Source organism: Blautia sp. AF19-1 (assembly GCF_003479155.1).
GTDB lineage: Bacteria > Bacillota > Clostridia > Lachnospirales > Lachnospiraceae > Fusicatenibacter > Fusicatenibacter saccharivorans.
The window spans coordinates 80,743-102,676 of sequence record NZ_QUGQ01000008.1; the positions used below are offsets into that span (position 1 = coordinate 80,743).

Below are 21,934 nucleotides of genomic sequence, written 5' to 3' on the forward strand. Positions count from 1 at the left end.
TTGGCTCATAAACCTCAACCTCCTTGTGCTTAGAGTATATGAAATTTTAGCTTTATCTTGTAAGTTTGCGAATATCCGTATAAACAAAAAAGCCCTTTGAGAAAAGGATTTTTCCTCTCTCAAAGGGCAAGTTGGCAAACAGGAAGTTTTGCATACGTTATTCTTCTAATATTTTTGTAGGGTTCGCATAGAAAAAGTGTTACAGACTTTTTCTCACAGTCTCCAATCCCATGTAACCATCACCAGTGTTAAAACCTTTCATTGCCAACTCCTCCATTTCTTTGAATTTTATGATTTAATCTTCTTTGATGGTTACAGTGTATATCAATAGGTGGGGTATAAAAATCCCTGCTCTTTTATACTGCTATCCTTCTAAGACAAAAGGCCCAGAATACTTTTTCCTGAGCCTTTCCATCCTGTTGTTTTCAATTATAGATAAAGCTATTATGCAACATTCTGATTCTCATCATCTAGTTGAGGTAAATCTTCATCGCTACCAATTGCTTTTAAACCTAACATTGTTACCGTCACTCCCAAAGCTAATGTTACAACTCCCCCAATCGTCTTGAACACTCGCTCATGAAATTTCTGCTGCTGTAAATATAATTCCGTTATTTTATCAGCTTCTTCCATCATTTTTTCAGAAAATTCCCTTCTTTCCTCCTCTGTTAAGTTTTCTTGTTCCAGCTGATTTGCGAAGGTCTCAAGAACATACTGATGTGCATGAACTGCTTGTTCATATTCTTCTTTATTTGTTTCTAAAATTGTTTTGCATAACTGTGTATAATTTTCTATTGCTGATTCCACAAACTCTACATATACTGGGAACTGCTTTATTATTTCAAGCGCCACTTCCTTTTCCATATATGGAATCATAGATGTAAACTCCATCACTTTATCCTTTGTTAAATTTCGAAATGATTCAATTTTTAACGCTTTTTTTACAGCTTCTTCTGAATGATATCTTTTTCTTATTTTCTTTTCCATGATTATGTTCCTACTTTGCTTCTTTGCGAATGGTGCCAATTTTTTTGTCACTTCTGGTATCTCTTCCATTTTTGTTTCTAATAGTCCCCGGTGGAAGACCATGCTTCTTTTCAAATGTTCCTACTCTACAATCACTTCTAGTTTTCCTCATGTTTTTTCTTCCTTTCATAATTCCGTATCAACAATGCACTTGTTGTTTACTGATGCTTCAAGTATAATAAAATCTATAAAGAAAATACACGCACAGCATGTGGACTTAACACCTGATAATTCTCATGTTCGGCGATATACGGGGAGGTTATTCTCATGGGGAAACAATCTACAAGAGAAAATAAAACAATTTATCAGATTTGCCGGGAAGAAGCCGGTCTTACCAGATTAGAAGCCAGCGAAAAAATGACTGCTGTTTCTGATTCTAAAATTGAAAAATTTGAATATGAAATGCAGGAACCTACACCTTATGATATTATCCAGATGGCAGACGCTTACGGGCGACCAGATCTCTGCAATTATTACTGCTCTCATAAATGCGAAATCGGTCACCGTTATGTCCCGGAAGTCGAAGTTTCTGACTTGTCCAATATAATCCTGGAAACCATTGCCAGTCTGAATGAGATTAATCCTCTTACCACACGTCTGATCCAGATTGCCCGTGACGGTAAGATCAGTGATGATGAGATCAAGGATTTTGCTTTTATCAGCAACAAACTGGATGAAATTTCTCTGGCAATAGATTCTCTGAATCTCTGGGTTGATAAAACAGCCGGAGAGCAGGGACTAAACATCGAATTGCTCAGAGAAGAAAAAAAGAAACAGAAATAAGTATGAAAAAACAAGGCAGCGAACCTATTTATGGTTCACTGCCTCTTTCCTTTACATATGCTGTAACTGGTTTATGATGTATTCCGTTCTGCGGATAGCTTCTTCCACCTGATGTCTAGCATTATTGATTCGATCCTGCACCATCCAATCCACAACAAATCCATCAAAAAAATAATCTGCAAAGGATAAGAAGTCTCCAGTATTGATGTTTAAATTACAAGCCACGTTCACATCATTTAATTCCCTACTGAAATTACGAAGATCATATTTCGCCTGTTCCATATTTTGTCTTGCCTGATCCATCTTGGAGTGTTTCAACATCGTAGAAAAGAATCCACCTCCAAACATATCCACCAAGCCCCAATTCTTTGCACTGTTCAGGTTCTCTTTTGCTGTCCGAAGACTACTTAACGCACGTTGTCCTGCTTCAATCGCTTCTCGTTTCTCTTTTTCTATATCATATCCCATAATTTCTTCCCTCCTCGTATTTTTATGAGTTAGATGATATAAGTGCAATGATTCCGCCGATGATCAACAATGGAAGTGCAATATAAATCAGTCCGCCAACAACCATTCCTATCAAAATCACCGGGAAAAATACAACTGTACAGAGCAGCTTTAAGATTCCCCAGGATGCTTTTACACCAAATATAAAAAATTTTCCAATAAACCAGATCATGCATATAGCAAATAATAACGATAACATATTCTACTCCTTCTGACTCCTGTTATGATTTGAATCATTCATTTTTTTGATTGTTTACTTGATATAAACTCAGATGTATTTCTCACACCGATTTTACTACTGAATCCTGGGTTCTTCTCTATTTTTTCAATCATCCGAATTATCCTTATTCTCTGTGCTGTATCCATCTGCTCACCTCATTCTAACAGTTCTGCCTTTTGATATTGTCAGTATAACCGGATAACTTTTCAAAATATATACCTAATACAAAGAATTGAACATATGTAATTCTCAATTTTCGAGGAATAGTTGTTCCTCCTGTTCTTTCATCAAAATTCTTCATCACGGAATGCTTCCAGATATTCATCAATAAGATCCAGATTAACTAACACAATTCGTTTGACATGGTATACTGCTCTGGCATCTTTCGCTAACTGTTAGAGTATATGAAGTTTTGGCTTTATCTTGTAGTTTGCGAATATCCGTATAAATGAAAAGTCTAATCCCCCAGCTATGCTGGGGGATTAGACTTTTCATTTAGCTTGTTTCCTGACTACTCAGGAAAAATATTTCTACCCTCGCCCCACCTGTATTTTCAGAATTTGAAAGTTTAATACCTCCACCATATTTTTCAGCCACAGTTTTTGCAAAAAATAGTCCCATCCCATAATGGGCTTCGCCATTTCTACTTGTGTCATCCATAAAAAACTGCTCTGTGCCATGCAATAATGCTTCTTTTGTAAATCCTGATCCGCTATCCTCCACAATGAATGTCAGCCGGTCATCCTGCTCCTTTGCGTCAATATAAATGATTCCATTTTCTTTTGTATGCTCCACTGCATTCTGAATCACATTCATTACGGCTCGGAACATTGGCTCATAAGCAATCGTTACCTTTTTGTCACTTTGTTCCGCCTTCCAATCTATCTTCTGGTGATAGATTTCTACCAGTCCGAGTGCCTGTTCCTTTATATCTGCGAAAAAATCTTCTAACCTCACCGTTGTATAGGTAACATCACTGCAATTCCATGATTTTGTGACATCTATCAACTGTTTTACATAACTTTGTATCTGTATTGTGCCGTTTAAAACATAAGTGATATTTTTCTTCTGTTCTGTGGTCAGTTCAGTCTCTGAAAGTAGTTCTGCATTTCCCCGTACAATCGTAAGAGGTGTTTTAATATCATGCGCCAAAGCAGACATCTGCTGTTTCTTTTCCTGCTCTGTTTTCCACTGCTTTTCTAAAGATTCTCGCAATGCATCTCGCATATCATCGATTGCCGATAAACAGTCATCAAACTCTTTGATACCGGAACAGGATGTCTCATATTCCAGATTTTGATCCTTTATTTGTCCGATTGCGTCTAATACAGGCTGCATCTGCTTTTTGATTCTTTTTCCAAAACGTATGGACGGAATGATGATAATCGCTACCGCTCCAATCACAGACATAATACTCATCACATTCTGTGGTCCTATAAAATGCTCCCTCAAAAAAGCTGAATGATATTGAGGTGTCAGGCGATATTGCAATACAACATATTCATTTTCCCTTACAATTACTTTATAAAAATATTTCCCGGATGCGTTTCCGTACTTTGCAACATTCCATGCTATCTGTTCATATTGTTCTGACAGATCTCCACCTATTTTCTCTCCATTCTCTGAAAAGATTACATAATCACAAAGTGCGGGAATCATCTCAGCAGTCACTTTATCTGCACGTAGAATCGTATCATATGCTTCATTAATCTTTTGCTCTGCATAATTTGCCGGATAAATACAGCCCACACTAATCAAAAGGCACAGCAGCAGATAAGCAACAATCACCAAACCAACTAATGATCCAAGCATGACCAGTACATATCTCATAAAAATCCTGCTGAGTGCATTGCTTCTCTTTACTCTTCCCATTTATATCCAATCCCCCAGACTGTTTTTATCGGCATATAATCATAATCCGCAAATTTTGCTCTTATATTTTTGATATGCGTGATTATAGTACTGTCATTACTCTCATTGTCAAAGCCAAAGACCGCTTCCAATATCTGTTCCTTCGAGAAAACCTGTCCTCTGTTTTTAGCCAGAAATTCACAGATTTCGTACTCTGCTTTCGTAAACGGAAGTTCTTTATCATCCATCAACAGTTTCTTTTGAGACATCTGAATGCAGACTCTCCCTAAAACCATCCGGACAGAATGTTCCCTGTGCTCTCTTCTAAGATGTGCATTGATCCTTGCCCGAAGTTCCATCACTCCAAATGGCTTTGAAATATAATCATCTGCTCCTAAAGAAAGTCCGTTTACCAGACTGTTTTCCTCCGTTTTTGCCGTAAGAAACAAAATCGGACAATCCACAAGTATCCTAATTCTTTTGCATAATTCGAAGCCATCAATTCCAGGCATCATAATGTCCAGTAAAATCAGGTCATAACGATGTAATTCTTCCATATTAATTTTTAGTGGATTACTTACTTTGGTAACCAGATGTCCATCCTTATTCAAAATGCTTTCTATCATTTCCAAAATTGCCGGTTCATCATCAACTGCCAGTATTTTTGCCATAGTTTCCCTCGATTCTATTCCGATATTCTGTTTCCTTCCCAGTGGTTTACCCACCAAAAATAGTATACCATACTAATCCCTGTAAATATTAAGCAACCTGGTATGAATGACAACCATTCACCTACACTAGTTTCTCCCAATATAGATTGCAGATAAGTATATGGTACTCTACCCGTCCAGCAGACAAATACATATTTCCACACATAATCTCCAAGTCCGGTAAGCATCAATGCACTAATTAGTCCTGATATAATCCCTGCTCCAATGGATACCCCTTTTCCAAACTGAAAAGCCAGAATCAGCTGCCACAGATAAAGTGGAACACTGCTTCCCCACAGCAGCAATGCTGCAAATATACATCCTTTCATGATTTCGATATCGCTTGATGCGATTCTTCCAAATCCAATTCCGAATATGATTGCTGTCAATAGGATAGAGCACAGACACAAAACCAGTAGCATCAACAGTTTCGATAAAAATGCTGCAGGTTTATCTGGTAAAGACAACAGATTTTGAAAATCACCTGCGTTTTGTTCCTGTTCCATCACACTTGCTGTAAAAATTCCAATAAGTACCGGAAGTCCTGCTCCTATTGCCTGATAAAATGCAATCACTTTCATATTTTCATTCCATGGTGAAAAAAAGTAATATATTAAAAATATAACGCTAATTATAATCGGAATCAATAAGTGTGCCAGAATCACAGATGTTCCTTTCATCTTTCGCAAGTCTGCATTAAGAGATCTTCCAATCATCTTATTTCACCTCTCTTCTCTCAAACCATTTCAAAAACAGAACCGTTACAAAAACAAACCAGATGATTGAGAGACACATTCCCGGAACAATGACTCCCGTATCCAAAAGAGGATTCCCTGCTTCTGCGGCAAGTCCATTTGGTAAAACATGAAGCAACGGGCACATCATTCGCATAGGGATTGCAGAAACAAGTACATACCAGATTCTGGTTTGTGATATTACCACACCGCTGACGGTAATAAACAGGCAGACGAACAGGTTTACAATCATTCCAAATCGTTCACTTAAAAATAAAGCTACCGGAATCTCCCATAACTCAGAAACCGTCAGAAACAATACTGCCATCAACGCTCCTCCAACTGGAACATGTGTCGTTAGAAGAAAGCCTCCAAGCGTTGCTCCTGCAAACACAATCACATTAGAAAACAAAATCATGTACCCAATATAAATAATTTTCCCCAGCAACAATTTTCTTCTATCTGTGGGAATAGTCGTTAAATGATAGTATTTTATCTTTTTCTCCTGCGCCACAGAAAGATAACAAAATAGAGCAATCATCCCCGGCAGCAAAAGTGTATACCACCAGTTCCAAACACTTTCTGCATAAGCATTTGTCATCCCAAGAGTAAATATAAATGCCATGACAAATGTAAGAAGAGGAAATCCCCAGATAAACTTTTTTCGCATGGTTCTTTTGGCTTTTTGATGTTCTGCTTTTATAATATTAACCATGGATTTCACCTGCTTTCTGGTTTTTTCTTACCACATTCATAAACAAATCTTCAAGATTATCTCCCTGCTTTAATGCTCCTTCGTATCCTAAGATTCCACCTGAAATAATCCCGACTTTATCTGCAAGTAACTGTACCTCTGAGAGAATATGACTGGAGAGAATTACAGTGATTCCCTGTTCCGGAAAAGACCGGATCAGCTCTCGTAATTCCTCGATGCCTATTGGATCTAATCCATTCGTAGGTTCATCCAATATCAAAAGTTCCGGTTCTCCAAGCAATGCCATTGCAATGCCTAGTCTTTGCTTCATTCCCAAAGAAAACTGTCCTGCTTTCTTCTTTCCGGTGTTTGTAAGTGATACAATCTGCAAGACCTCATCAATTCTGTTTTCATCTGTACCAAGCAATAATTGTCTTACCTTCAAATTCTCTCTGGCGGAAAGATTTTCATAAATAGGCGGATTCTCAATTAGCGCTCCTATTTTTGATAAATCTTTCCTATCCCAAAGTTTTCCATCAAAGTAAATCTTTCCTGCAGTGGGTTTCATCATACCGGTCAACATTTTCAATGTGGTAGATTTTCCCGCACCATTCGGTCCAAGCAGTCCATAAATCTGTTTCTTTTCTATATTAAGTGAAACATTATTTACCGCTTTCTGCTTTCTAAAATATTTACACAAATTTTGTGTCTGCAACATCATTTCCATCTTTACTATCCTTCCTTCCATATTTCATTTCTTACTGAAATATAACCTAACAGAAAAAAATAAAGATTTGATGAAGATTGCTAAATAATTCGTCTACTCTATTTTTATTCTCGTATGGAATAAACCATCAATTGAATATCATTATCAGAACTCGGCTTTCCACTGAAATCAGCAAAGCTGTTACAAATACGAAGTCCTAATTTACCGAATATCTCCGTGATTTCATCCAAACTATATAACCTTATAGGATTTCCTTCTTTCATTTCAGGCTTATAAAATGCTTCTCCATACATATAGTCTACCTGCCCATCAATTCAAGTGCTTCATCTATCTTAATGATGACGAATATGGCAGAGTAATACAATCACTTATCCGTTTAAAGAACAGCCTGATAGCACAAGGCAGATATACCGACGGGGTTGACAATGTTCTCTGCAAGGTAATGTCAGCCAAGAAAAGAAAGCTCAAAATCAAATATTTCTGAATAAGAAAAGAGACCGCCTACACGATGTAAGCGGTCTTTGATTATTGTAGAGTAAGTCCGACAAACTTGAATTTATATAATTATTCCTCTAACTTTCCCTATTTTACAGGCTTTCCCGCCTGTTCATTAGTGAAATGATATGTAGTTTCCCTTATTTTTGCCCTTATGAGATAATCACAAGGGAAATAAGGGAAATTTTTTAGTCATTGCCTACCACTTTATCAAGAAGCCGAACCGATTTTCGTTTCGCATCTCTTGTGGAGTGAGCATAGACGTTCATTGTGGTACTGACATCTGAGTGTCCCAACAATTCCTGTACATCTTTTGGGGCTGCTCCATTTGCTAAAAGGTTGCTTGTATAGGTGTGACGTAACTGGTGGAAATGAAAGCCTTCAAATCCCTCTAATGCTTTTGCCACCTTTCTGCATACCGTCCCCAAAGTAGTCGGAAGTTCCAGACAACCATCCGGTCTTAAGCAGACAAAAGAAATTTCTTTATAATCTGCCGGGACTTCCTGCGTTCTGTCTAAGCAATAATATTCGTAGTACACTCTGTTTTTCTCTTTGACCTCTTTGTAGTAGTTCGTGTGATAAAGTTCTTCGTACTGCATTCGATTTTTTAACTGCTCTTTCCGGGCATTACGGAAAATCTCTACCAGTGTATCTCCAAAATCAACAACCCTTACTTTTTTCCGCTTGGTTGGTCCGATGATATATTTGCGCTTTGAGCCATCATATCGGATGCTGCGTCTTATGGTAAGGCATTGTTCTTCCAGATTTACGTCCTGCCATGCCAAACCACAGGCTTCTCCAATACGAAGCCCGGCATAATAGGCTATCTGGATTGGAAGTATTGCGGCTGGGTTCTTTTTTTGCAGATAAGCAAGCAGTCTTTCATAATCTTCTCGTGAAATTGGTTGGACATTTCCGTCCATATCCTCATCAGAAAACAAATCCACTTCATCCGTCTGATACCGCAGTTTAATATACTGCATAGGATTGAACGTAATATACTGCTTTGGAAATACTGCAAAGCGGAATGATTGCTGCATGACTGCGGAAAAAGAATGGATGTAATCTTTGCTGTAACCCTTTCTCTCTTTTCCATCGGGATGAACTCCCCCGAAGGAAAGCAAATCGAAGAAAGATTGCAAATGTTCAGAGGTTACATTTTTCAGTTTACGTTCTGCCAATGGGTGTTTCTTAATATTTCGGATTGTTCCGAGGTAATTCTCCACCGTACCATTGCTGAGCGTACCTGTTTTTAATTCCTCCTCTGCCCACACATCCAAAAGCTGTCCGACTGTGAGATTATCCGCTTTGGCAACAAATTTCTTTTTCTCATAATCATCCATTGCCTGACGGAGCAGTTTTTCAGTTTCACTTTTGCTTTCTGTTCCAACGCATTCTTTCTGAACAAGATTGCCGCTTGCGTCCTCTACATAGAAGCGGTAGTACCATTTCTTTCCTTTTTTTCTTACAGATCCTTTTGCCATAATCGTATGTCTCCTTTCGATATTAGACAATCGGAACTGATGAAATGCTTCGTGCGTGTAAGTATATCATAACTCCGGTTGTCTTACTATACCGATTCGGAATCTTCGTATAAGACTTCTGATAAAAGATTTGCAAGCCTTTGTTCTGCTGTTTTTGGTTTCTTGGAATAGAGCCTTACAATGTCTGCCATCTCATTAAAAGCATTGATGGTATGAGTGATTTCCCTTAAGAACATAATCTCATTATATTCCTCATTCGATTCAAACCCTATTGTTTTGGCAATATCCGTCTGACCAGCATTTCCCTTGAAGTTTTTGCAGGCGAACTGGAAGGAATCCAAAAACAGACCATATTGTTTTAACATCAGCAGTAATAAATCTTTTGAAAAAGCATCTTCTTCTTTGGTAAGGGCAAGCGGTAACTGTTCCAGAATATCTCCCATCGCATCACGAATCTGTAATTCTCTCTTATCCGTAATGTCGGTTTCATATTCATCTGTTTCCCCTTTGAGCCATTCCACAGATACATGGAGTGCTTCCGAAAGACCTTCCAGCACCATTTTTTTCGTATTGTCAATCGAACCATTCTCATAACGCAGGATTGTAGAAGCGGTAACTCCCATCTTCTCTGCGACATAAGGCTGTGTCAGATTCAATTCCAGACGGCGCTGTTTTATTCTGCTGCCTATCAGCTTGCGTAATTCTTTATCTTTCATGCTGACTGCCTCCTTTTTCGGTATGTATGAATTATAGCATTGTTTTTCCAAAATTGCAATATGCAATGCAATATTTATTTTTAATATTTCGTAACGCTTGACAAAAAGATGTGAAAAGGATATACTTACATCACAAGAATTGCATAATGCAATTTATAAGGAGGTGATTATATGACGCAAAGAAAAATTGCATTATCCATCGAAGAAGCTGCTGACTATACGGGAATCGGCAGAAATACCTTAAGACAGCTTGTAGAATGGAAGAAACTTCCAGTATTAAAGGTTGGTCGCAAAGTCCTGATTAAAACCGATATTCTGGAAATGTTTATGGAAGCTAATGAAGGTCGTGATTTGAGGGATAGAGGAAATGTAAAAGCCGTAACAAGAACTGCGGCAAATTAAAAAGGCGGCTTCCCAAGAAACCGCCAAAGGTTCTATCAGACCGAAGCCATGATATACCTACACGCAAGAAGATTATACCATGTGCTTCTTCTGATACGCAACCGAGAACTTATGTTTGTAAAAGAAAGGGGAATGTAATCATGGCAAAATCAACAAAAAGTTATGAAGAACGAATGCTTGAAATGGAAAAGAAGGAACAGGAAAGCCTTGAAAAAGCAAAACGATATGCAGTACAGAAGAAAGAACTTCTGAAACGAAAGAAAGCCGAAGAAAGTAAAAAACGAACCCATAGGCTCTGTCAGGTTGGCGGTGCGGTGGAATCCGTTCTCGGTGCGCCTATTGAGGAAGAGGACATCCCAAAGCTGATTGGTTTTCTGAAAAAGCAGGAAGCCAATGGGAAATTTTTTTCAAAGGCAATGCAGAAAGAAACAAATACCGATATGGATGAAGTGTAATGGCGGGGGATGAGTTTTTCATTCCCTTCATTGCTTTTTCATGAAGGGCGCACTTATGGACAACCAGAGGTCGTCCCAATAAGTTTGCCACAAGTGGCAACCGGTCTTCGCTCACGCTTGCCGGGCTCGTTCCGTCGGCGGGGCTTTCAGCCAGACCTGCTCATGCCGCAGGAGGCACTCTTCGCCAGAGAGGCGCATTCCATGCAGGCTGCTATGCGCAGGGCACTCTTACGCAGAGGGCGTTCCGGCAATGCTGCTTTTTCTAAAACTGAAAGCAATGTTGCCGGAAATCTATGCCGGATACGTCAGAAAGGAGGAATCCAGACATGGCGATTTTTCATTACACAATCAAAATAGTCGGACGAAGTAAAGGGAAATCTGTTATCTCCGCTTCCGCATATCTCAATGGGGATGTGATGAAAAACGAGGAAACCGGGAGAATCAGTTATTACACTTCTAAAAAAGAAGTGGTCTACACCAGTCTTATGATGTGTGAAAACGTACCTCCTGAATGGCAGATAGTACTAGAAGAAAATATAAAACGCTTTCAAAAATCTGTCCGATACAAAAGATCAGAAGATAAAGAAGCTACTTTAGAAAAATTTAAAATCACATTTCAGAAACAAAGGTTATGGAATGAGGTATTGAAGATTGAAAAAAATGCAGATGCCCAACTTGGCAGGTCATTTGAATTTGCCCTTCCCAAAGAATGGAACAGACAGGAACAAATTCAATATACAACTGACTATATTCAAAAAACTTTTGTAGATAGAGGAATGTGTGCTGATTGGAGTATCCACGATAAAGGGGATGGCAACCCCCATGTTCATCTGCTTCTGACTATGCGTCCTTTTAACCCGGATCATTCTTGGGGAAAGAAAGAAGTCAAGGATTGGGATTTTGTCAGAGATAAAAACGGAAATATCGTGATTGATGAATCCCATCCGAACTGGTGGCAGGATAAGAAAAACCCTGACCGTCATGGAATCCGTATCCCTGTATTAGACGAAAACGGAATTCAGAAGATTGGTGCAAGAAACCGCCTGCAATGGAAACGGGTGCTGACCGATGCTACCGGATGGAACAATCCAAAAAATTGTGAACTGTGGCGGAGTGAGTGGGCAAAGGTGTGTAATGAACATCTTCCTTTGCATAATCAGGTCGATCACCGTTCTTATGAAAAACAGGGAAAACTCCAGATTCCTACCATCCATGAAGGCGCTGACGCAAGAAAGATTGAACAAAAGTTTCTTGCCGGGCAGGAAATAAAAGGTTCGTGGAAAGTAGCGGAAAATCAAATCATAAAACAACAAAACACGTTATTGCAAAAGATACTGGACACCTTTGGAAAAGTATCGGGTGCATTATCATTATGGAAGGAGCGATTAAATGACATTAGAAGAAAGCCGGGAAATTATACCCTTAATGGAATCCATGATTGGGCAAATCGAAGAACAGCAGACCTTAATGGCAGAAATGATTCTGGAAATGCAGAATCGGGACACCCAACTCTCTCTTATGCAGGAACAGAATCAGAAATTGCAAAAATTAAACAGCGAGTTATCCGAGCTGCTCAACATTTTGCCAAATACCGAGGAACTGCTTTCCAAGATGGAAGAACAGAAAACGAAGATAGAACTTTTGGAAAACGAAAATCAGCAATGGCAGAAATTGGTACAGAAGCTGAACAGCGAAAACAGTTTATTACTGAAACAGAACACCGAATTGCTGAACTGGAACAGCAGATAGAGAAAGGACGTGATATAGATGAACGAATCCAGAGAATCAAAGAACGCCGAACAGTTGGAAGAACTTCTCCTCTTGACCGAGGAGATACAAGAAGAACTGGAACAGAAAGACCAGCTTATCGTGGAACTAAAGACGCAGCTCAACGAATCTCTGACCTTGAACGAGAAATTAAACAAAGAGAACAGAGCCGGGAATATTCAAGCATTAAAGAACGACTTGAAGCTAGCAGACAGAGCATTGCGGAACGAGAAAGAGAAGCTGCGAAGCGCAAACGTCACGATAGGGGAATGTCAAGATAAAATACGATGCTTAACACAACAACGGGATTATGCCCGGACACATCAGAAAATCGTAGAGATACCGGTAGAAAAGCCGGTACCCTATGAAAAATGTGAAGCCTGTGACCGGACAGCCTATCAGAATGAAAAAGCGAAATACGAAACACAAAAAGAGCGACTTGCAGGACAGTATAAAGCAAAAACGGTAATGTTCCAAACAACCTTGTTCCTTCTTGCATGGTATTCGCTGACAACCACTCTTTTTCAGGCAGTACAGTCAGATGTGTTTCTTTCCGATTGCAAATCATTCTTCCATGATGCAGCGTCATTCATACAAACTTTTATCGGTTGGACGATTGATGCCGGGCAATCTGTGGCACAAATCAGCACAAAAATTCCAAATGAGATTATAGCCGGAATCATATATTGGTTATTGCTGATATTGGTTGTGGGAATATGTGTGGCAGGGACAGGAATACTGGCGATACTGATAGAAATAAAGGTTATAGAATTATATAAGAAAAACTGTTGGGATGTTATTACCCTACTGATGATACTGACAAGTGCGGCTGTCATCATTTATTTTGGAGAAGTAATTAAAAAAGCATTATCAATAAATCTGTTGTTCTTTTGGTTAATTTTACAAGGAATATATCTTACAATTCGACGCTATATAAGTCAAGATACTGATTGACTGGATACAAATTATTTGATAAAATATAAATAGAAATACAGCAGATCAAAGGAGGTAAAACTTATGAGAGCAAAGAAAGTGATTGTAGGGGTAGCTATTAGTGCAATGTTAATTTCTTCATCAATTCCAGTAATGGCATTTTCTGTTACAAACGGGAATAAGACATTTGATAAAAAGTGGGAATTGAGCACTACATCTGATGGCGGAAAAGGTGTTTTGACTTATGGTTATAATACTCTTGCTATTAATGAAGATTATGCACACGCATATCATTCAACTAAAGATCATTACGCATATGTCAAAAATGGAAATGGTTCTTTTTCGGGTTCAAATGTTGGTAAAGGTAATTGGTCTAAAATTGAGGTTGCTCATAAAGGAAATAGTATTACCTACGGTAATAGCTACTAAACAAAGGTTCGGGATAATGGCTGAGTGGTTGGAATTCCAACCACTCTTTTTTGTGGAGTGTATATAAATGAAGAAAAAAATAAAATATATAGGAATTGTTTTGGTTATTTTGTTCTGTTGCTATAATTTATTTTGGTACTTCGGGAGTTATAAACCATATAACGAATTTCAGAAAGACTTCCCTGAAATAGAAGAATCTGGAGTAAAAATTTACACAGATAAAGATGGATTCCAGTATAGTGTGTCTGTCCCTGATTATTTGCTTTGGAATGGAAATCTTGCGATAGCTGAGTCAGATGTTCGATATGCACTAATTATTTGGATAAAACCATTTCACCAAGGAATAAGTCAAGGCGTGCTATTTAATGACTATAAGGATTTGAATACTCAAATTATGTTGTCAAGTAGCAAAAAAGCTGAAGATCAAGAAGATCAATGGATTGTTGATGAAAATAGCACAATATTGACTACGATATTTGAAAAAGCAAATAAAGTATGGAATCTGGGGTTGAAATAAATGAAAGCAATTAAAAACTTATGTTTGTTTTGTTTCCTGATTTTTGGAATACTTATGCAATCTGAAATATTTCAAGATCAGCTTTGGAACTTTTCTACAGCATATTTTACGTCATCACGCTATGAAGTTGCTAGTGAAGATATGTCGCAGTTTCTGAAAGATGTATCAGAAACTGCAACGGAGAATGATGTACATATTTTTTCTCAGTACAATGAAATCAATAATAAATACCTTTCAACACTTCATATTTATGGCGATGATAAAGTAATCAGACAAACATTAAAAAATACTGCAAACATAGAAGAATCAGAATATACCGCTTTAGTTTCCGGAATTACGAAAGTAAAATTTCATAATCTCTCAGAATTGCAAAGTACCTCTGTGGGTTATGAAAACTTTATCTCATACATAGGAAATGAGGACAATATTATCTCTGCATATCAGAAATTATCAGAAAAATATAGCTTAACTTATCCAGAATATTGGAATTCTACGGAAAAGGACATGATTTTTATTATATGGGGTATGATTATTGCATTGATGATTGTTCTAAATGTAATTGAAGTGGTTAGGCGAAAAAAAGAGGTTGTTGTACGAGTTTCCTTAGGAGAAAGTGCTGGTTTCATAGCATTTAAGGCTGCTTTATTCGATGTAACTTTTGACATTGCATTATTTATTGTTGCAAAAATATTGCTGTCAAATTATATATCGGGAGCATATGAGAATAGACTCGTCACAATTTTATATTCCATTGGAATTATTCTTTCCACTATTCCATATTGTTCTTTTTGCTTTTTTGATATTAGAAAGGCATTCGCAAATGCAACACACAAAAGAGGAGTGGATTTTTTAATTTATTCGTTAAAATTTATAGCAGGGGTAGCCGCTGTTTTTACAATTATCACTAATATTAGTAGTATTCATAATAACCTATTTACAAATGAACATTTGTTAGAAGAATATTATGATGCAAATTATTTTACCGTAAAGACTACTGATTTTAATGCTGAAAAAGAAGAAGCTTTTTGGAATAAACTATACAAGAATGAATATAACACATTAAAGCCTGTAATATGCTTGAATATTTTAAATGATAAAAATGATGTGATATATGTAAATAATCATGCAAAAGATATGTTACAAGGTTTTACGAAGCAGATAAATGCAGTAGAGAATGAATCTTCTGATTTGATTATTTTCATTCCAAAGAATAGATATTTTGCTAAAAACAAGCAATTAGCCTATGACTCCTTGAGCCATGTTTTAAATCATGATAATTTACAACAATTAAATATTCAGTACATAGAGTATAGCGAAACAGAATACTTTTCCTATTTAGATACAAGTAGAATAAATGGTATCGAAAAAAGCAAAAATCCGATAATTATTTATCAGGCAAACAAAGATTTAGCAGTCAATGGTGGGTATCTTGAAAGCTATAAAGCAGGAGCAGTTTTATTTCAATGTGATGAAAAACAGCTAAGAAATATCAGCAAAAAGTATGAAGATATGCTTGGAAATTATCAGCTAGTAATTACAAACGTACATGAACAGTATTTATATAATCACACATTTTTAATAAAACTCGTGGGATTTTTAAGTTCTCTTTGTACGATTGTATTGCTTTTAAATATTATGATTATTGTTACCGTAAGTAGACTAGAGTTCCGAGAAAATGCAATGAAAATTTCCTTGATGAAAATCTTTGGATATAGTTTATTTGAACGGCACAAAACACTTCTTAAAATGATTGTAGTGGAAAATTTTGTGATATTAGTAGGTATGCTTATCTATTCTTTATTATCGGTACAGACTGAAGTAGGAATTAGCATTCTTGTTAGTTCATTTATGGCACTAATAGAATTTACAATTATTTTCTTTAATATCACAATTGTTGAAAAAACAAACATACCGAAATCATTAAAAGGAGGTTGCTTATGATAATAATTGAAAATCTATGCAAAGCATATAATGATAAAATTTTGTTCAAAAATTTTCATTTGGAAATTCCAGATAGCAGTTTTTTGGTAATTAGTGGCGAAAGTGGATGCGGAAAAAGTACTTTACTTAATATGATTGGAGGTATTGAAACTCCTGACAAAGGTTCTATTATTGTGAATGGTTTTGATGTGACAAAAAAAGGAAAAAAGCAGAAATATTTCAAAGAAGTTGTTGGATTTTTATTTCAAAATTTTGCCCTTTTGGAAAACAAAACAGTAAAAGAAAATCTAGAAATAATAAAAAAATCAGGTAGAACGGATATTTTAATAAATGAAGCTCTTGAAAAAGTTGGTTTACAGAAAGTAATTAACAAAAAAGTCTATCAATTATCTGGTGGCGAACAGCAGAGAGTTGCGTTAGCTCGTTTAATGCTAAAGAAATGTTCGATTGTATTAGCAGACGAACCAACTGGTTCCTTAGACAAAAAAAATAGTGAGATTGTTATGAATATATTGCATGAGTTAAGTGAACAGGGAAAAACAGTTATTGTTGTAACTCATAGTGAAGAAATTGTAGCACAAGAAAAGCATGTTCTATATTTATAATACCCATAATAGAAGAATATGTTCTTTCGGGAGACACCTCCTCTAAGAACATATTCTTTTGGTTAAAATTGATTATAAAGATACTTTTACTTCAGTATATTCGCTATATTGATGGGATATATATTTGCATATTATTTATATGGATAAGAATTATAACTCTAGTGAGTCTTCTGCATCTACCCACATCTGTAAATTACCCTCAAGATATAATCTTGCATATTCCAAAGGCTCATCCACAGCCAATGAAGTAAGCGCACATTCTGATCCGTATGTGGTTTTTAGATTTTTTTCAGCTTTCCAGCAATCAATGCGAAGCATATATCCGGCACTTGTGTAAACATCAATACTATCGTGATTTATGTTGTATTCTGCATAAATTGTTCTCATCGTATCTTATCTCCATTTTCTTTTAATAATCAGTTATAGAGTTAAATATCGAAAACATTTCAATCAGTTCACCATGTCGTTATTGTTATACTGTGTTATGAAATTTTCTTTCCCTTATTTTTTCCCATATTAAGGTTCATGAAAACCAATGTGAGAATATAACACAAGGGAAAGAGTAAGGGAAAGCTCACTTGCTACAAACTTAGTATTTTCAAGGGTTTGCGAAGAATTTGATAATTAAATATAACAGTTATTAAATTTCCTAAAATATGTGAAATATCAACTAGAATTTTCAAATTAGTCTTTACAAATAACCTTTGAACCTTCACCATCAATTACAATTCCCTGACGGTTGTTAATTGGGCATAGATTCAAATCCGAAAACTCAGTCATTATTTTCTCGGTAACTTTCTTAAATGGTGCTGTAAGATAATGCGGAAGAACATAGAAATCAATCAAATCAAGCCCTGCATCATCTTCTTGTGAGTAGTCCTCCGGCTTTTCATCCATTTGCTCGATATATTGGATGCTTGGAGCGCATATAATCGCACCTGCCGATTCACCAATCATCAGTTTTCCCTTTGCCAATTCTTTCTTCAACAGCTCATCCGTTCCCGTTTTACGGAGCTGGTCTATAAGGAAAAAAGAATTTCCGCCGGTAAAATATATCACATCCGCATCTTCAAAAACAGACTGTATCGTTGAATAAGCCTCCGTTGAAATATCAATTTCAGTTACGATTGCTCCCAACTTTTTGAATAATTTTCGAGCCGAGCCGACATAACCGGTGTAGCCTTCACGCAGCGAAGCTGTTGGAATAAATGCGACTTTTTTATTTTCAATTTCTTCCTTTATCAGACTTCCTACACTTGAAAAGTGCGAACATAAAAATAGGTTCATCAATATTCTCCTTTATAAATTGCGATTTGCAAGGAACAATTCCTTGTCCCCTACACCATAATTACTATGTATTTGCATCTACAAACTAGAAGTTGTTTATTAAACCTTTTTAACCTTAACCAACAACATCATAGGTCTACGCATTTCATTACACATTCCCGGCATACCCATCATATCTGCCGGAGGCATTGCTTCCTCAATAGCCTCAATTTGAAAACCACATTTTATAAGTGGATTCAATATCTGCGTTAATGTGTGGTGCTGTTTAATTACTCGTTGACCAAGAAAATTGGTTTCTCTTTCGCCTGGGTAATAGTAATTGTCGATTGGCCAATATTTAGGTTTCCCATTTTCATCATAAATCCAATCCTCATTAACACCTGCGGTGAAAGTCGGATGTTCAATATTGAATAGGAAATACCCACCTACTTTTAATGTGCAATACACCTTTTGATAAACATTAGCTAAATTTTCGATATAGTGCAGTACCAGGTTAGAAACAACTAGGTCATAAGTATTTTCAGGATAAATGTATTCTTCAACACCGCAAACTTTATACTTGATTTTGTCATCAGAGTTATCAGCTACTGCTTTTGCAATCATTTTTTGACTACTATCAATACCAAGAATTTCAGTAGCTCCCATTTGTGCGGCATATTTGCAATGCCAACCGTAACCACATCCTAAATCCAAAACTTTTTTTCCCTGTAATTTAGGGAATAACGATTGCAACTGATGCCACTCTCCAGCAGCTTTCAGACCATCTTTGCTTCTTCCCATTTCCGCATATGCGGCAAAAAATTCACTATTATCGTAAATATTTCTCATTGATAATTACCTCCACAACTTCCTATTTCTCAGTTTCAAAAACTTGAAGTTGTTAATTGCAGTCTCAGAACAGCGATCAGTTCTTCGCCGTCCATTTCACCGGTTTCTTCGAAACCGAAAGAGCGATACATCTGACGGGCAACTGCATTATCGGGTTCATATGATAGCCAACAGTATTCCGCTTCTCCACAAGGCATAGATTTTATGAACTCTAATGCAAGGCTGACCGCTTCTTTTCCGTACCCTCTGTTTTGATATGCCTTATCGATCATAAGACGCCACAGATTATAGTTTCCCTTTGCAATTTCAGGTGCATCCGTCCAATAATCATCAACATCAAAACCAATCATCAGGAAGCCTACAGGCTTATCCTCATCATATATACCAAACGGGAATGCATGACCGTTTCCCGTAATTGCAGTATACGCTTCAATGATGCTGATCTCATTGGTGGCAACGAAGTTCTTCTGCGATTTCGATACCGTCAGTTTCAGGATATCCCAGACATTATTACCATTTACTTTTTCTAAATGAAGCATATATCTTTACCTCGCTAAATATCGATTTGCATTTCCATTCATTTTAGAAAATGGGCAACTCCGATTGGAATTGCCCACCCATTGCACTAATTATGCGATTTTCCCTTGCTTGCACCGATTTCTGCATCAATTGATGTAAGTTTAATGTAAATCGCTGTTTTTTTAGTTTTTTATCAAATGAAGTACGTCCCGTCTATTTGGTAAAACGGTACATCTTTACATCATCTTAATAGAGCTTAGCACCTGCTGGGATTCTGTCATTTACCATCAGAAGGTTCAGTCCCTCGTGACCATCTTCCTCGTGTACTGCTGAAATCAGCATACCCTCGGAATCAATTCCCATCATCTTTCTCGGTGGCAGGTTAACGATAGCGATTGCTGTCTTACCAACCAGTTCTTCCGGCTCGTAATACTCGTGAATACCACTTAAAATCACGCGATCCTTGCGTTCTCCGTCATCCAGTACAAACTTCAGAAGCTTCTTGGATTTCGGAACTGCTTCACACTCAAGAATCTTAACTGCACGGAAATCAGATTTTGCAAATGTATCGAAATCAACCATTTCTTCAAAGATTGGTTCAATCTTCACATTGGAGAAATCAACCTTCTCAGCTACTTTTGTCTCTGCCGGAGCTGCTGCACCAGACTGAGCTGCGTTGTTTGCTTCGTTCTTAGCAGCGCCCTGTGATTTCATTGTCGGGAAGAGCAGCACGTCTCTGATTGCCTCAGCTCCTGTCAGAAGCATACACATACGGTCAATGCCGAATCCAATACCACCGGTCGGCGGCATACCGATCTCCAATGCGTTCATGAAGTCTTCATCTGTTGTATTGGCTTCATCATCGCCCTGTGCAAGCAGTTCTTCCTGGGCTTTAAAACGTTCTCTCTGGTCGATCGGGTCATTCAGCTCAGAGTAAGCATTTGCCATTTCCCATCCATTCATGAAGAACTCGAAACGCTCTACATATTCCGGATTTTCTGGCTTTTTCTTCGTCAGCGGCGAGATCTCAACCGGGTGGTCCATAACGAACGTCGGCTGAAGCAGGTGCTCCTCTACAAACTCCTCAAAGAAGAGATTCAGGATATCACCTTTTTTATGTCTCTCTTCAAACTCAATATGATGCTCTTTTGCAAGTTCTCTTGCCTGCTCCAGAGTCTCAACTTCATTCCAGTCAACGCCTGCGTACTTCTTCACTGCGTCAACCATTGTGATACGCTCGAACGGCTTGCCGAGATCCATCGGGATTCCCTTGTATACGATCTGTGTCGTTCCGAGCACTTCCTGTGCAACAAAACGATACAAATTCTCTGTCAGATCCATCATGCCGTGGTAATCTGTAAATGCCTGGTAAAGCTCCATCAGAGTGAACTCCGGGTTATGTCTTGTATCAAGACCCTCATTACGGAATACACGTCCGATCTCATATACCTTCTCGAGTCCTCCGACGATCAGTCTCTTCAGGTACAGCTCAAGGGAAATACGAAGCTTCAGATCTTCGTTCAGGGCATTGAAATGTGTCTCGAACGGTCTTGCTGCTGCTCCACCTGCGTTCTGTACAAGCATTGGAGTCTCAACTTCCATGAATCCTTCTCCGCTTAAGTACTTGCGGATCGCACTGAGAATCTTGGAACGCTTGATAAAGGTATCTTTAGACTCTGTATTCATGATCAGGTCTACATATCTCTGACGGTAACGGGTATCTACATCTGTCAGACCGTGGAACTTCTCCGGGAGGATCTGTAAGCTCTTGGAGAGGAGTGTCACCTTCTCTGCATGGATAGAAATCTCACCTGTTCTTGTTCTGAAAGCAAATCCTTCCACTCCGAAGATATCACCGATATCCGATTTTTTAAAATCAGCGTAAGACTCTGTTCCGATCGCATCTCTTGCAACGTATACCTGGATGCTTCCCTGTAAATCCTGGATATTGCAGAAAGAAGCCTTGCCCATGACTCTCTTAAACATCATACGTCCTGCAATTGCCACATGGATCGGACTTGCGTCCATGATATTTCTTCTCTCTTCGTAATCCTTTTTAAGAGCTTCTTTCGCCTGCTCCTCATCCATTCCCTCTACGTTCGGCTCCTGGCGGTCTTTTAACAGCTCAGTCTCATGTGCCTCGTAAAGACCTTTCACCTCAAGCGAATGATGTGTCTGATCGAACTTTGTAATCTGGAACGGGTCTCTTCCGTTCTGCTGCAGCTCTGCAAGTTTCTCGCGGCGAACCTTCAGTAAGTGGTTAATGTCCTGTTCCTGTGTCTGCTGTGCCAATCTCTTCACTCC

General features: G+C 37.8%; 25 protein-coding genes and 1 pseudogene. 9 read left to right on the plus strand and 17 right to left on the minus strand.

Annotated features, from left to right (window positions below; genetic code table 11):
• Positions 1-444: 444 nt before the first annotated feature.
• Positions 445-1,101, minus strand: coding sequence for a hypothetical protein (locus DWX26_RS07130; protein WP_172680796.1), 657 nt, complete (start codon positions 1,099-1,101; stop codon positions 445-447).
• A 192-nt stretch (positions 1,102-1,293) separates the two neighbouring features.
• Between DWX26_RS07130 and DWX26_RS07135 the strand changes: the two genes are divergently transcribed.
• Positions 1,294-1,809 carry a helix-turn-helix domain-containing protein gene (locus DWX26_RS07135; RefSeq protein WP_055182202.1) on the plus strand — a complete coding sequence of 172 codons (516 nt, stop codon included), beginning with the start codon at positions 1,294-1,296 and terminating at the stop codon, positions 1,807-1,809.
• A gap of 51 nt (positions 1,810-1,860) precedes the next feature.
• Here DWX26_RS07135 and DWX26_RS07140 read toward each other — a convergent pair whose 3' ends face one another.
• The 11 genes and pseudogenes from DWX26_RS07140 to DWX26_RS07190 all read right to left on the minus strand — a co-directional run bounded on the left by DWX26_RS07140 (position 1,861) and on the right by DWX26_RS07190 (position 9,947).
• Entirely contained in the window at positions 1,861-2,277 is a 417-nt protein-coding gene (locus DWX26_RS07140; protein ID WP_055225697.1) for a hypothetical protein, read from the minus strand.
• A 22-nt stretch (positions 2,278-2,299) separates the two neighbouring features.
• Positions 2,300-2,515, minus strand: a complete 216-nt coding sequence (locus DWX26_RS07145; RefSeq protein ID WP_055221652.1) for a hypothetical protein — start codon at positions 2,513-2,515, stop codon at positions 2,300-2,302.
• 308 nt (positions 2,516-2,823) lie between these two features.
• Positions 2,824-2,919 (minus strand): annotated as a pseudogene (locus DWX26_RS17130) (DUF6462 family protein); the annotation flags it as partial.
• Positions 2,920-3,031: 112 nt separating this feature from the next.
• Complete coding sequence (locus DWX26_RS07150; protein WP_118601141.1) at positions 3,032-4,408, minus strand: sensor histidine kinase; 1,377 nt, start codon at positions 4,406-4,408, stop codon at positions 3,032-3,034.
• Positions 4,396-5,058 carry a response regulator transcription factor gene (locus tag DWX26_RS07155; RefSeq protein WP_055195474.1) on the minus strand — a complete coding sequence of 221 codons (663 nt, stop codon included), beginning with the start codon at positions 5,056-5,058 and terminating at the stop codon, positions 4,396-4,398. The genes DWX26_RS07150 and DWX26_RS07155 overlap by 13 nt, the downstream gene beginning before the upstream one ends.
• Before the next feature lie 14 nt (positions 5,059-5,072).
• Positions 5,073-5,813: a lantibiotic immunity ABC transporter MutG family permease subunit gene (locus tag DWX26_RS07160; RefSeq protein ID WP_118601142.1), complete on the minus strand. Its 741-nt coding sequence runs from the start codon at positions 5,811-5,813 to the stop codon at positions 5,073-5,075.
• Between the two features lies 1 nt (position 5,814).
• On the minus strand, positions 5,815-6,546 hold the full coding sequence (locus DWX26_RS07165) for a lantibiotic immunity ABC transporter MutE/EpiE family permease subunit (protein ID WP_118601143.1): 732 nt from the start codon (positions 6,544-6,546) through the stop codon (positions 5,815-5,817).
• Complete coding sequence (locus DWX26_RS07170; protein ID WP_055225704.1) at positions 6,539-7,252, minus strand: lantibiotic protection ABC transporter ATP-binding protein; 714 nt, start codon at positions 7,250-7,252, stop codon at positions 6,539-6,541. Before DWX26_RS07170 ends, DWX26_RS07165 begins: the two co-directional genes overlap by 8 nt.
• A 104-nt stretch (positions 7,253-7,356) precedes the next feature.
• The gene (locus tag DWX26_RS07175) at positions 7,357-7,545 is read right to left on the minus strand and encodes a hypothetical protein (RefSeq protein ID WP_118601144.1); all 189 of its coding nucleotides are present in this window, start codon (positions 7,543-7,545) and stop codon (positions 7,357-7,359) included.
• Between the two features lie 390 nt (positions 7,546-7,935).
• On the minus strand, positions 7,936-9,231 hold the full coding sequence (locus DWX26_RS07185; protein ID WP_006859611.1) for a tyrosine-type recombinase/integrase: 1,296 nt from the start codon (positions 9,229-9,231) through the stop codon (positions 7,936-7,938).
• A gap of 86 nt (positions 9,232-9,317) precedes the next feature.
• Entirely contained in the window at positions 9,318-9,947 is a 630-nt protein-coding gene (locus DWX26_RS07190; protein WP_015529844.1) for a helix-turn-helix domain-containing protein, read from the minus strand.
• Between the two features lie 171 nt (positions 9,948-10,118).
• Here DWX26_RS07190 and DWX26_RS07195 point away from each other — a divergent pair, with 171 nt between their 5' ends.
• The 8 genes from DWX26_RS07195 (at position 10,119) to DWX26_RS07235 (ending at position 16,996) form a co-directional block, all read left to right on the plus strand.
• The gene (locus DWX26_RS07195) at positions 10,119-10,349 is read left to right on the plus strand and encodes a helix-turn-helix domain-containing protein (protein ID WP_004843519.1); all 231 of its coding nucleotides are present in this window, start codon (positions 10,119-10,121) and stop codon (positions 10,347-10,349) included.
• Between the two features lie 140 nt (positions 10,350-10,489).
• Positions 10,490-10,804 (plus strand): relaxasome subunit MobC, encoded by a 315-nt coding sequence (locus DWX26_RS07200; RefSeq protein ID WP_118601145.1) that lies wholly within the window; start codon positions 10,490-10,492, stop codon positions 10,802-10,804.
• Positions 10,805-11,130: 326 nt separating this feature from the next.
• Complete coding sequence (locus DWX26_RS07210) at positions 11,131-12,852, plus strand: MobA/MobL family protein (protein WP_117807244.1); 1,722 nt, start codon at positions 11,131-11,133, stop codon at positions 12,850-12,852.
• Positions 12,791-13,525 (plus strand): DUF6040 family protein, encoded by a 735-nt coding sequence (locus DWX26_RS07215; RefSeq protein WP_118601146.1) that lies wholly within the window; start codon positions 12,791-12,793, stop codon positions 13,523-13,525. The genes DWX26_RS07210 and DWX26_RS07215 overlap by 62 nt, the downstream gene beginning before the upstream one ends.
• A gap of 63 nt (positions 13,526-13,588) precedes the next feature.
• Positions 13,589-13,933 (plus strand): broad-spectrum bacteriocin mediterrocin MdcF, encoded by a 345-nt coding sequence (mdcF, locus tag DWX26_RS07220; protein WP_005608346.1) that lies wholly within the window; start codon positions 13,589-13,591, stop codon positions 13,931-13,933.
• A gap of 67 nt (positions 13,934-14,000) precedes the next feature.
• Positions 14,001-14,450, plus strand: coding sequence for a hypothetical protein (locus tag DWX26_RS07225; protein WP_004843525.1), 450 nt, complete (start codon positions 14,001-14,003; stop codon positions 14,448-14,450).
• Complete coding sequence (locus tag DWX26_RS07230) at positions 14,451-16,391, plus strand: DUF1430 domain-containing protein (protein ID WP_004843526.1); 1,941 nt, start codon at positions 14,451-14,453, stop codon at positions 16,389-16,391.
• Positions 16,388-16,996 carry an ATP-binding cassette domain-containing protein gene (locus tag DWX26_RS07235; protein ID WP_004843527.1) on the plus strand — a complete coding sequence of 203 codons (609 nt, stop codon included), beginning with the start codon at positions 16,388-16,390 and terminating at the stop codon, positions 16,994-16,996. Before DWX26_RS07230 ends, DWX26_RS07235 begins: the two co-directional genes overlap by 4 nt.
• A 150-nt stretch (positions 16,997-17,146) precedes the next feature.
• Here DWX26_RS07235 and DWX26_RS07240 read toward each other — a convergent pair whose 3' ends face one another.
• The 5 genes from DWX26_RS07240 to lysS all read right to left on the minus strand — a co-directional run bounded on the left by DWX26_RS07240 (position 17,147) and on the right by lysS (position 21,922).
• Positions 17,147-17,383 carry a DUF6061 family protein gene (locus tag DWX26_RS07240; protein WP_004843528.1) on the minus strand — a complete coding sequence of 79 codons (237 nt, stop codon included), beginning with the start codon at positions 17,381-17,383 and terminating at the stop codon, positions 17,147-17,149.
• 297 nt (positions 17,384-17,680) lie between these two features.
• Positions 17,681-18,283, minus strand: coding sequence for a Type 1 glutamine amidotransferase-like domain-containing protein (locus DWX26_RS07245; RefSeq protein ID WP_055225706.1), 603 nt, complete (start codon positions 18,281-18,283; stop codon positions 17,681-17,683).
• Between the two features lie 99 nt (positions 18,284-18,382).
• Positions 18,383-19,111, minus strand: coding sequence for a class I SAM-dependent methyltransferase (locus DWX26_RS07250; protein ID WP_118601147.1), 729 nt, complete (start codon positions 19,109-19,111; stop codon positions 18,383-18,385).
• 35 nt (positions 19,112-19,146) lie between these two features.
• Positions 19,147-19,650, minus strand: a complete 504-nt coding sequence (locus DWX26_RS07255) for a GNAT family N-acetyltransferase (RefSeq protein WP_022461045.1) — start codon at positions 19,648-19,650, stop codon at positions 19,147-19,149.
• 226 nt (positions 19,651-19,876) lie between these two features.
• A complete protein-coding gene (gene lysS, locus DWX26_RS07260) occupies positions 19,877-21,922 on the minus strand; it encodes a lysine--tRNA ligase (protein ID WP_118601148.1) in 2,046 nt (681 codons plus the stop codon).
• Positions 21,923-21,934 lie beyond the last annotated feature (12 nt).

Coding starts and splice junctions, on each gene's coding strand:
- DWX26_RS07135 (WP_055182202.1), top strand. CDS start 1,294: ATGGGGAAACAATCTACAAGAGAAAATAAAACAATTTATCAGATTTGC.
- DWX26_RS07140 (WP_055225697.1), bottom strand. CDS start 2,277: ATGGGATATGATATAGAAAAAGAGAAACGAGAAGCGATTGAAGCAGGA.
- DWX26_RS07145 (WP_055221652.1), bottom strand. CDS start 2,515: ATGTTATCGTTATTATTTGCTATATGCATGATCTGGTTTATTGGAAAA.
- DWX26_RS07150 (WP_118601141.1), bottom strand. CDS start 4,408: ATGGGAAGAGTAAAGAGAAGCAATGCACTCAGCAGGATTTTTATGAGA.
- DWX26_RS07155 (WP_055195474.1), bottom strand. CDS start 5,058: ATGGCAAAAATACTGGCAGTTGATGATGAACCGGCAATTTTGGAAATG.
- DWX26_RS07160 (WP_118601142.1), bottom strand. CDS start 5,813: ATGATTGGAAGATCTCTTAATGCAGACTTGCGAAAGATGAAAGGAACA.
- DWX26_RS07165 (WP_118601143.1), bottom strand. CDS start 6,546: ATGGTTAATATTATAAAAGCAGAACATCAAAAAGCCAAAAGAACCATG.
- DWX26_RS07170 (WP_055225704.1), bottom strand. CDS start 7,252: ATGGAAATGATGTTGCAGACACAAAATTTGTGTAAATATTTTAGAAAG.
- DWX26_RS07175 (WP_118601144.1), bottom strand. CDS start 7,545: ATGTATGGAGAAGCATTTTATAAGCCTGAAATGAAAGAAGGAAATCCT.
- DWX26_RS07185 (WP_006859611.1), bottom strand. CDS start 9,231: ATGGCAAAAGGATCTGTAAGAAAAAAAGGAAAGAAATGGTACTACCGC.
- DWX26_RS07190 (WP_015529844.1), bottom strand. CDS start 9,947: ATGAAAGATAAAGAATTACGCAAGCTGATAGGCAGCAGAATAAAACAG.
- DWX26_RS07195 (WP_004843519.1), top strand. CDS start 10,119: ATGACGCAAAGAAAAATTGCATTATCCATCGAAGAAGCTGCTGACTAT.
- DWX26_RS07200 (WP_118601145.1), top strand. CDS start 10,490: ATGGCAAAATCAACAAAAAGTTATGAAGAACGAATGCTTGAAATGGAA.
- DWX26_RS07210 (WP_117807244.1), top strand. CDS start 11,131: ATGGCGATTTTTCATTACACAATCAAAATAGTCGGACGAAGTAAAGGG.
- mdcF (WP_005608346.1), top strand. CDS start 13,589: ATGAGAGCAAAGAAAGTGATTGTAGGGGTAGCTATTAGTGCAATGTTA.
- DWX26_RS07225 (WP_004843525.1), top strand. CDS start 14,001: ATGAAGAAAAAAATAAAATATATAGGAATTGTTTTGGTTATTTTGTTC.
- DWX26_RS07230 (WP_004843526.1), top strand. CDS start 14,451: ATGAAAGCAATTAAAAACTTATGTTTGTTTTGTTTCCTGATTTTTGGA.
- DWX26_RS07235 (WP_004843527.1), top strand. CDS start 16,388: ATGATAATAATTGAAAATCTATGCAAAGCATATAATGATAAAATTTTG.
- DWX26_RS07240 (WP_004843528.1), bottom strand. CDS start 17,383: ATGAGAACAATTTATGCAGAATACAACATAAATCACGATAGTATTGAT.
- DWX26_RS07245 (WP_055225706.1), bottom strand. CDS start 18,283: ATGAACCTATTTTTATGTTCGCACTTTTCAAGTGTAGGAAGTCTGATA.
- DWX26_RS07250 (WP_118601147.1), bottom strand. CDS start 19,111: ATGAGAAATATTTACGATAATAGTGAATTTTTTGCCGCATATGCGGAA.
- DWX26_RS07255 (WP_022461045.1), bottom strand. CDS start 19,650: ATGCTTCATTTAGAAAAAGTAAATGGTAATAATGTCTGGGATATCCTG.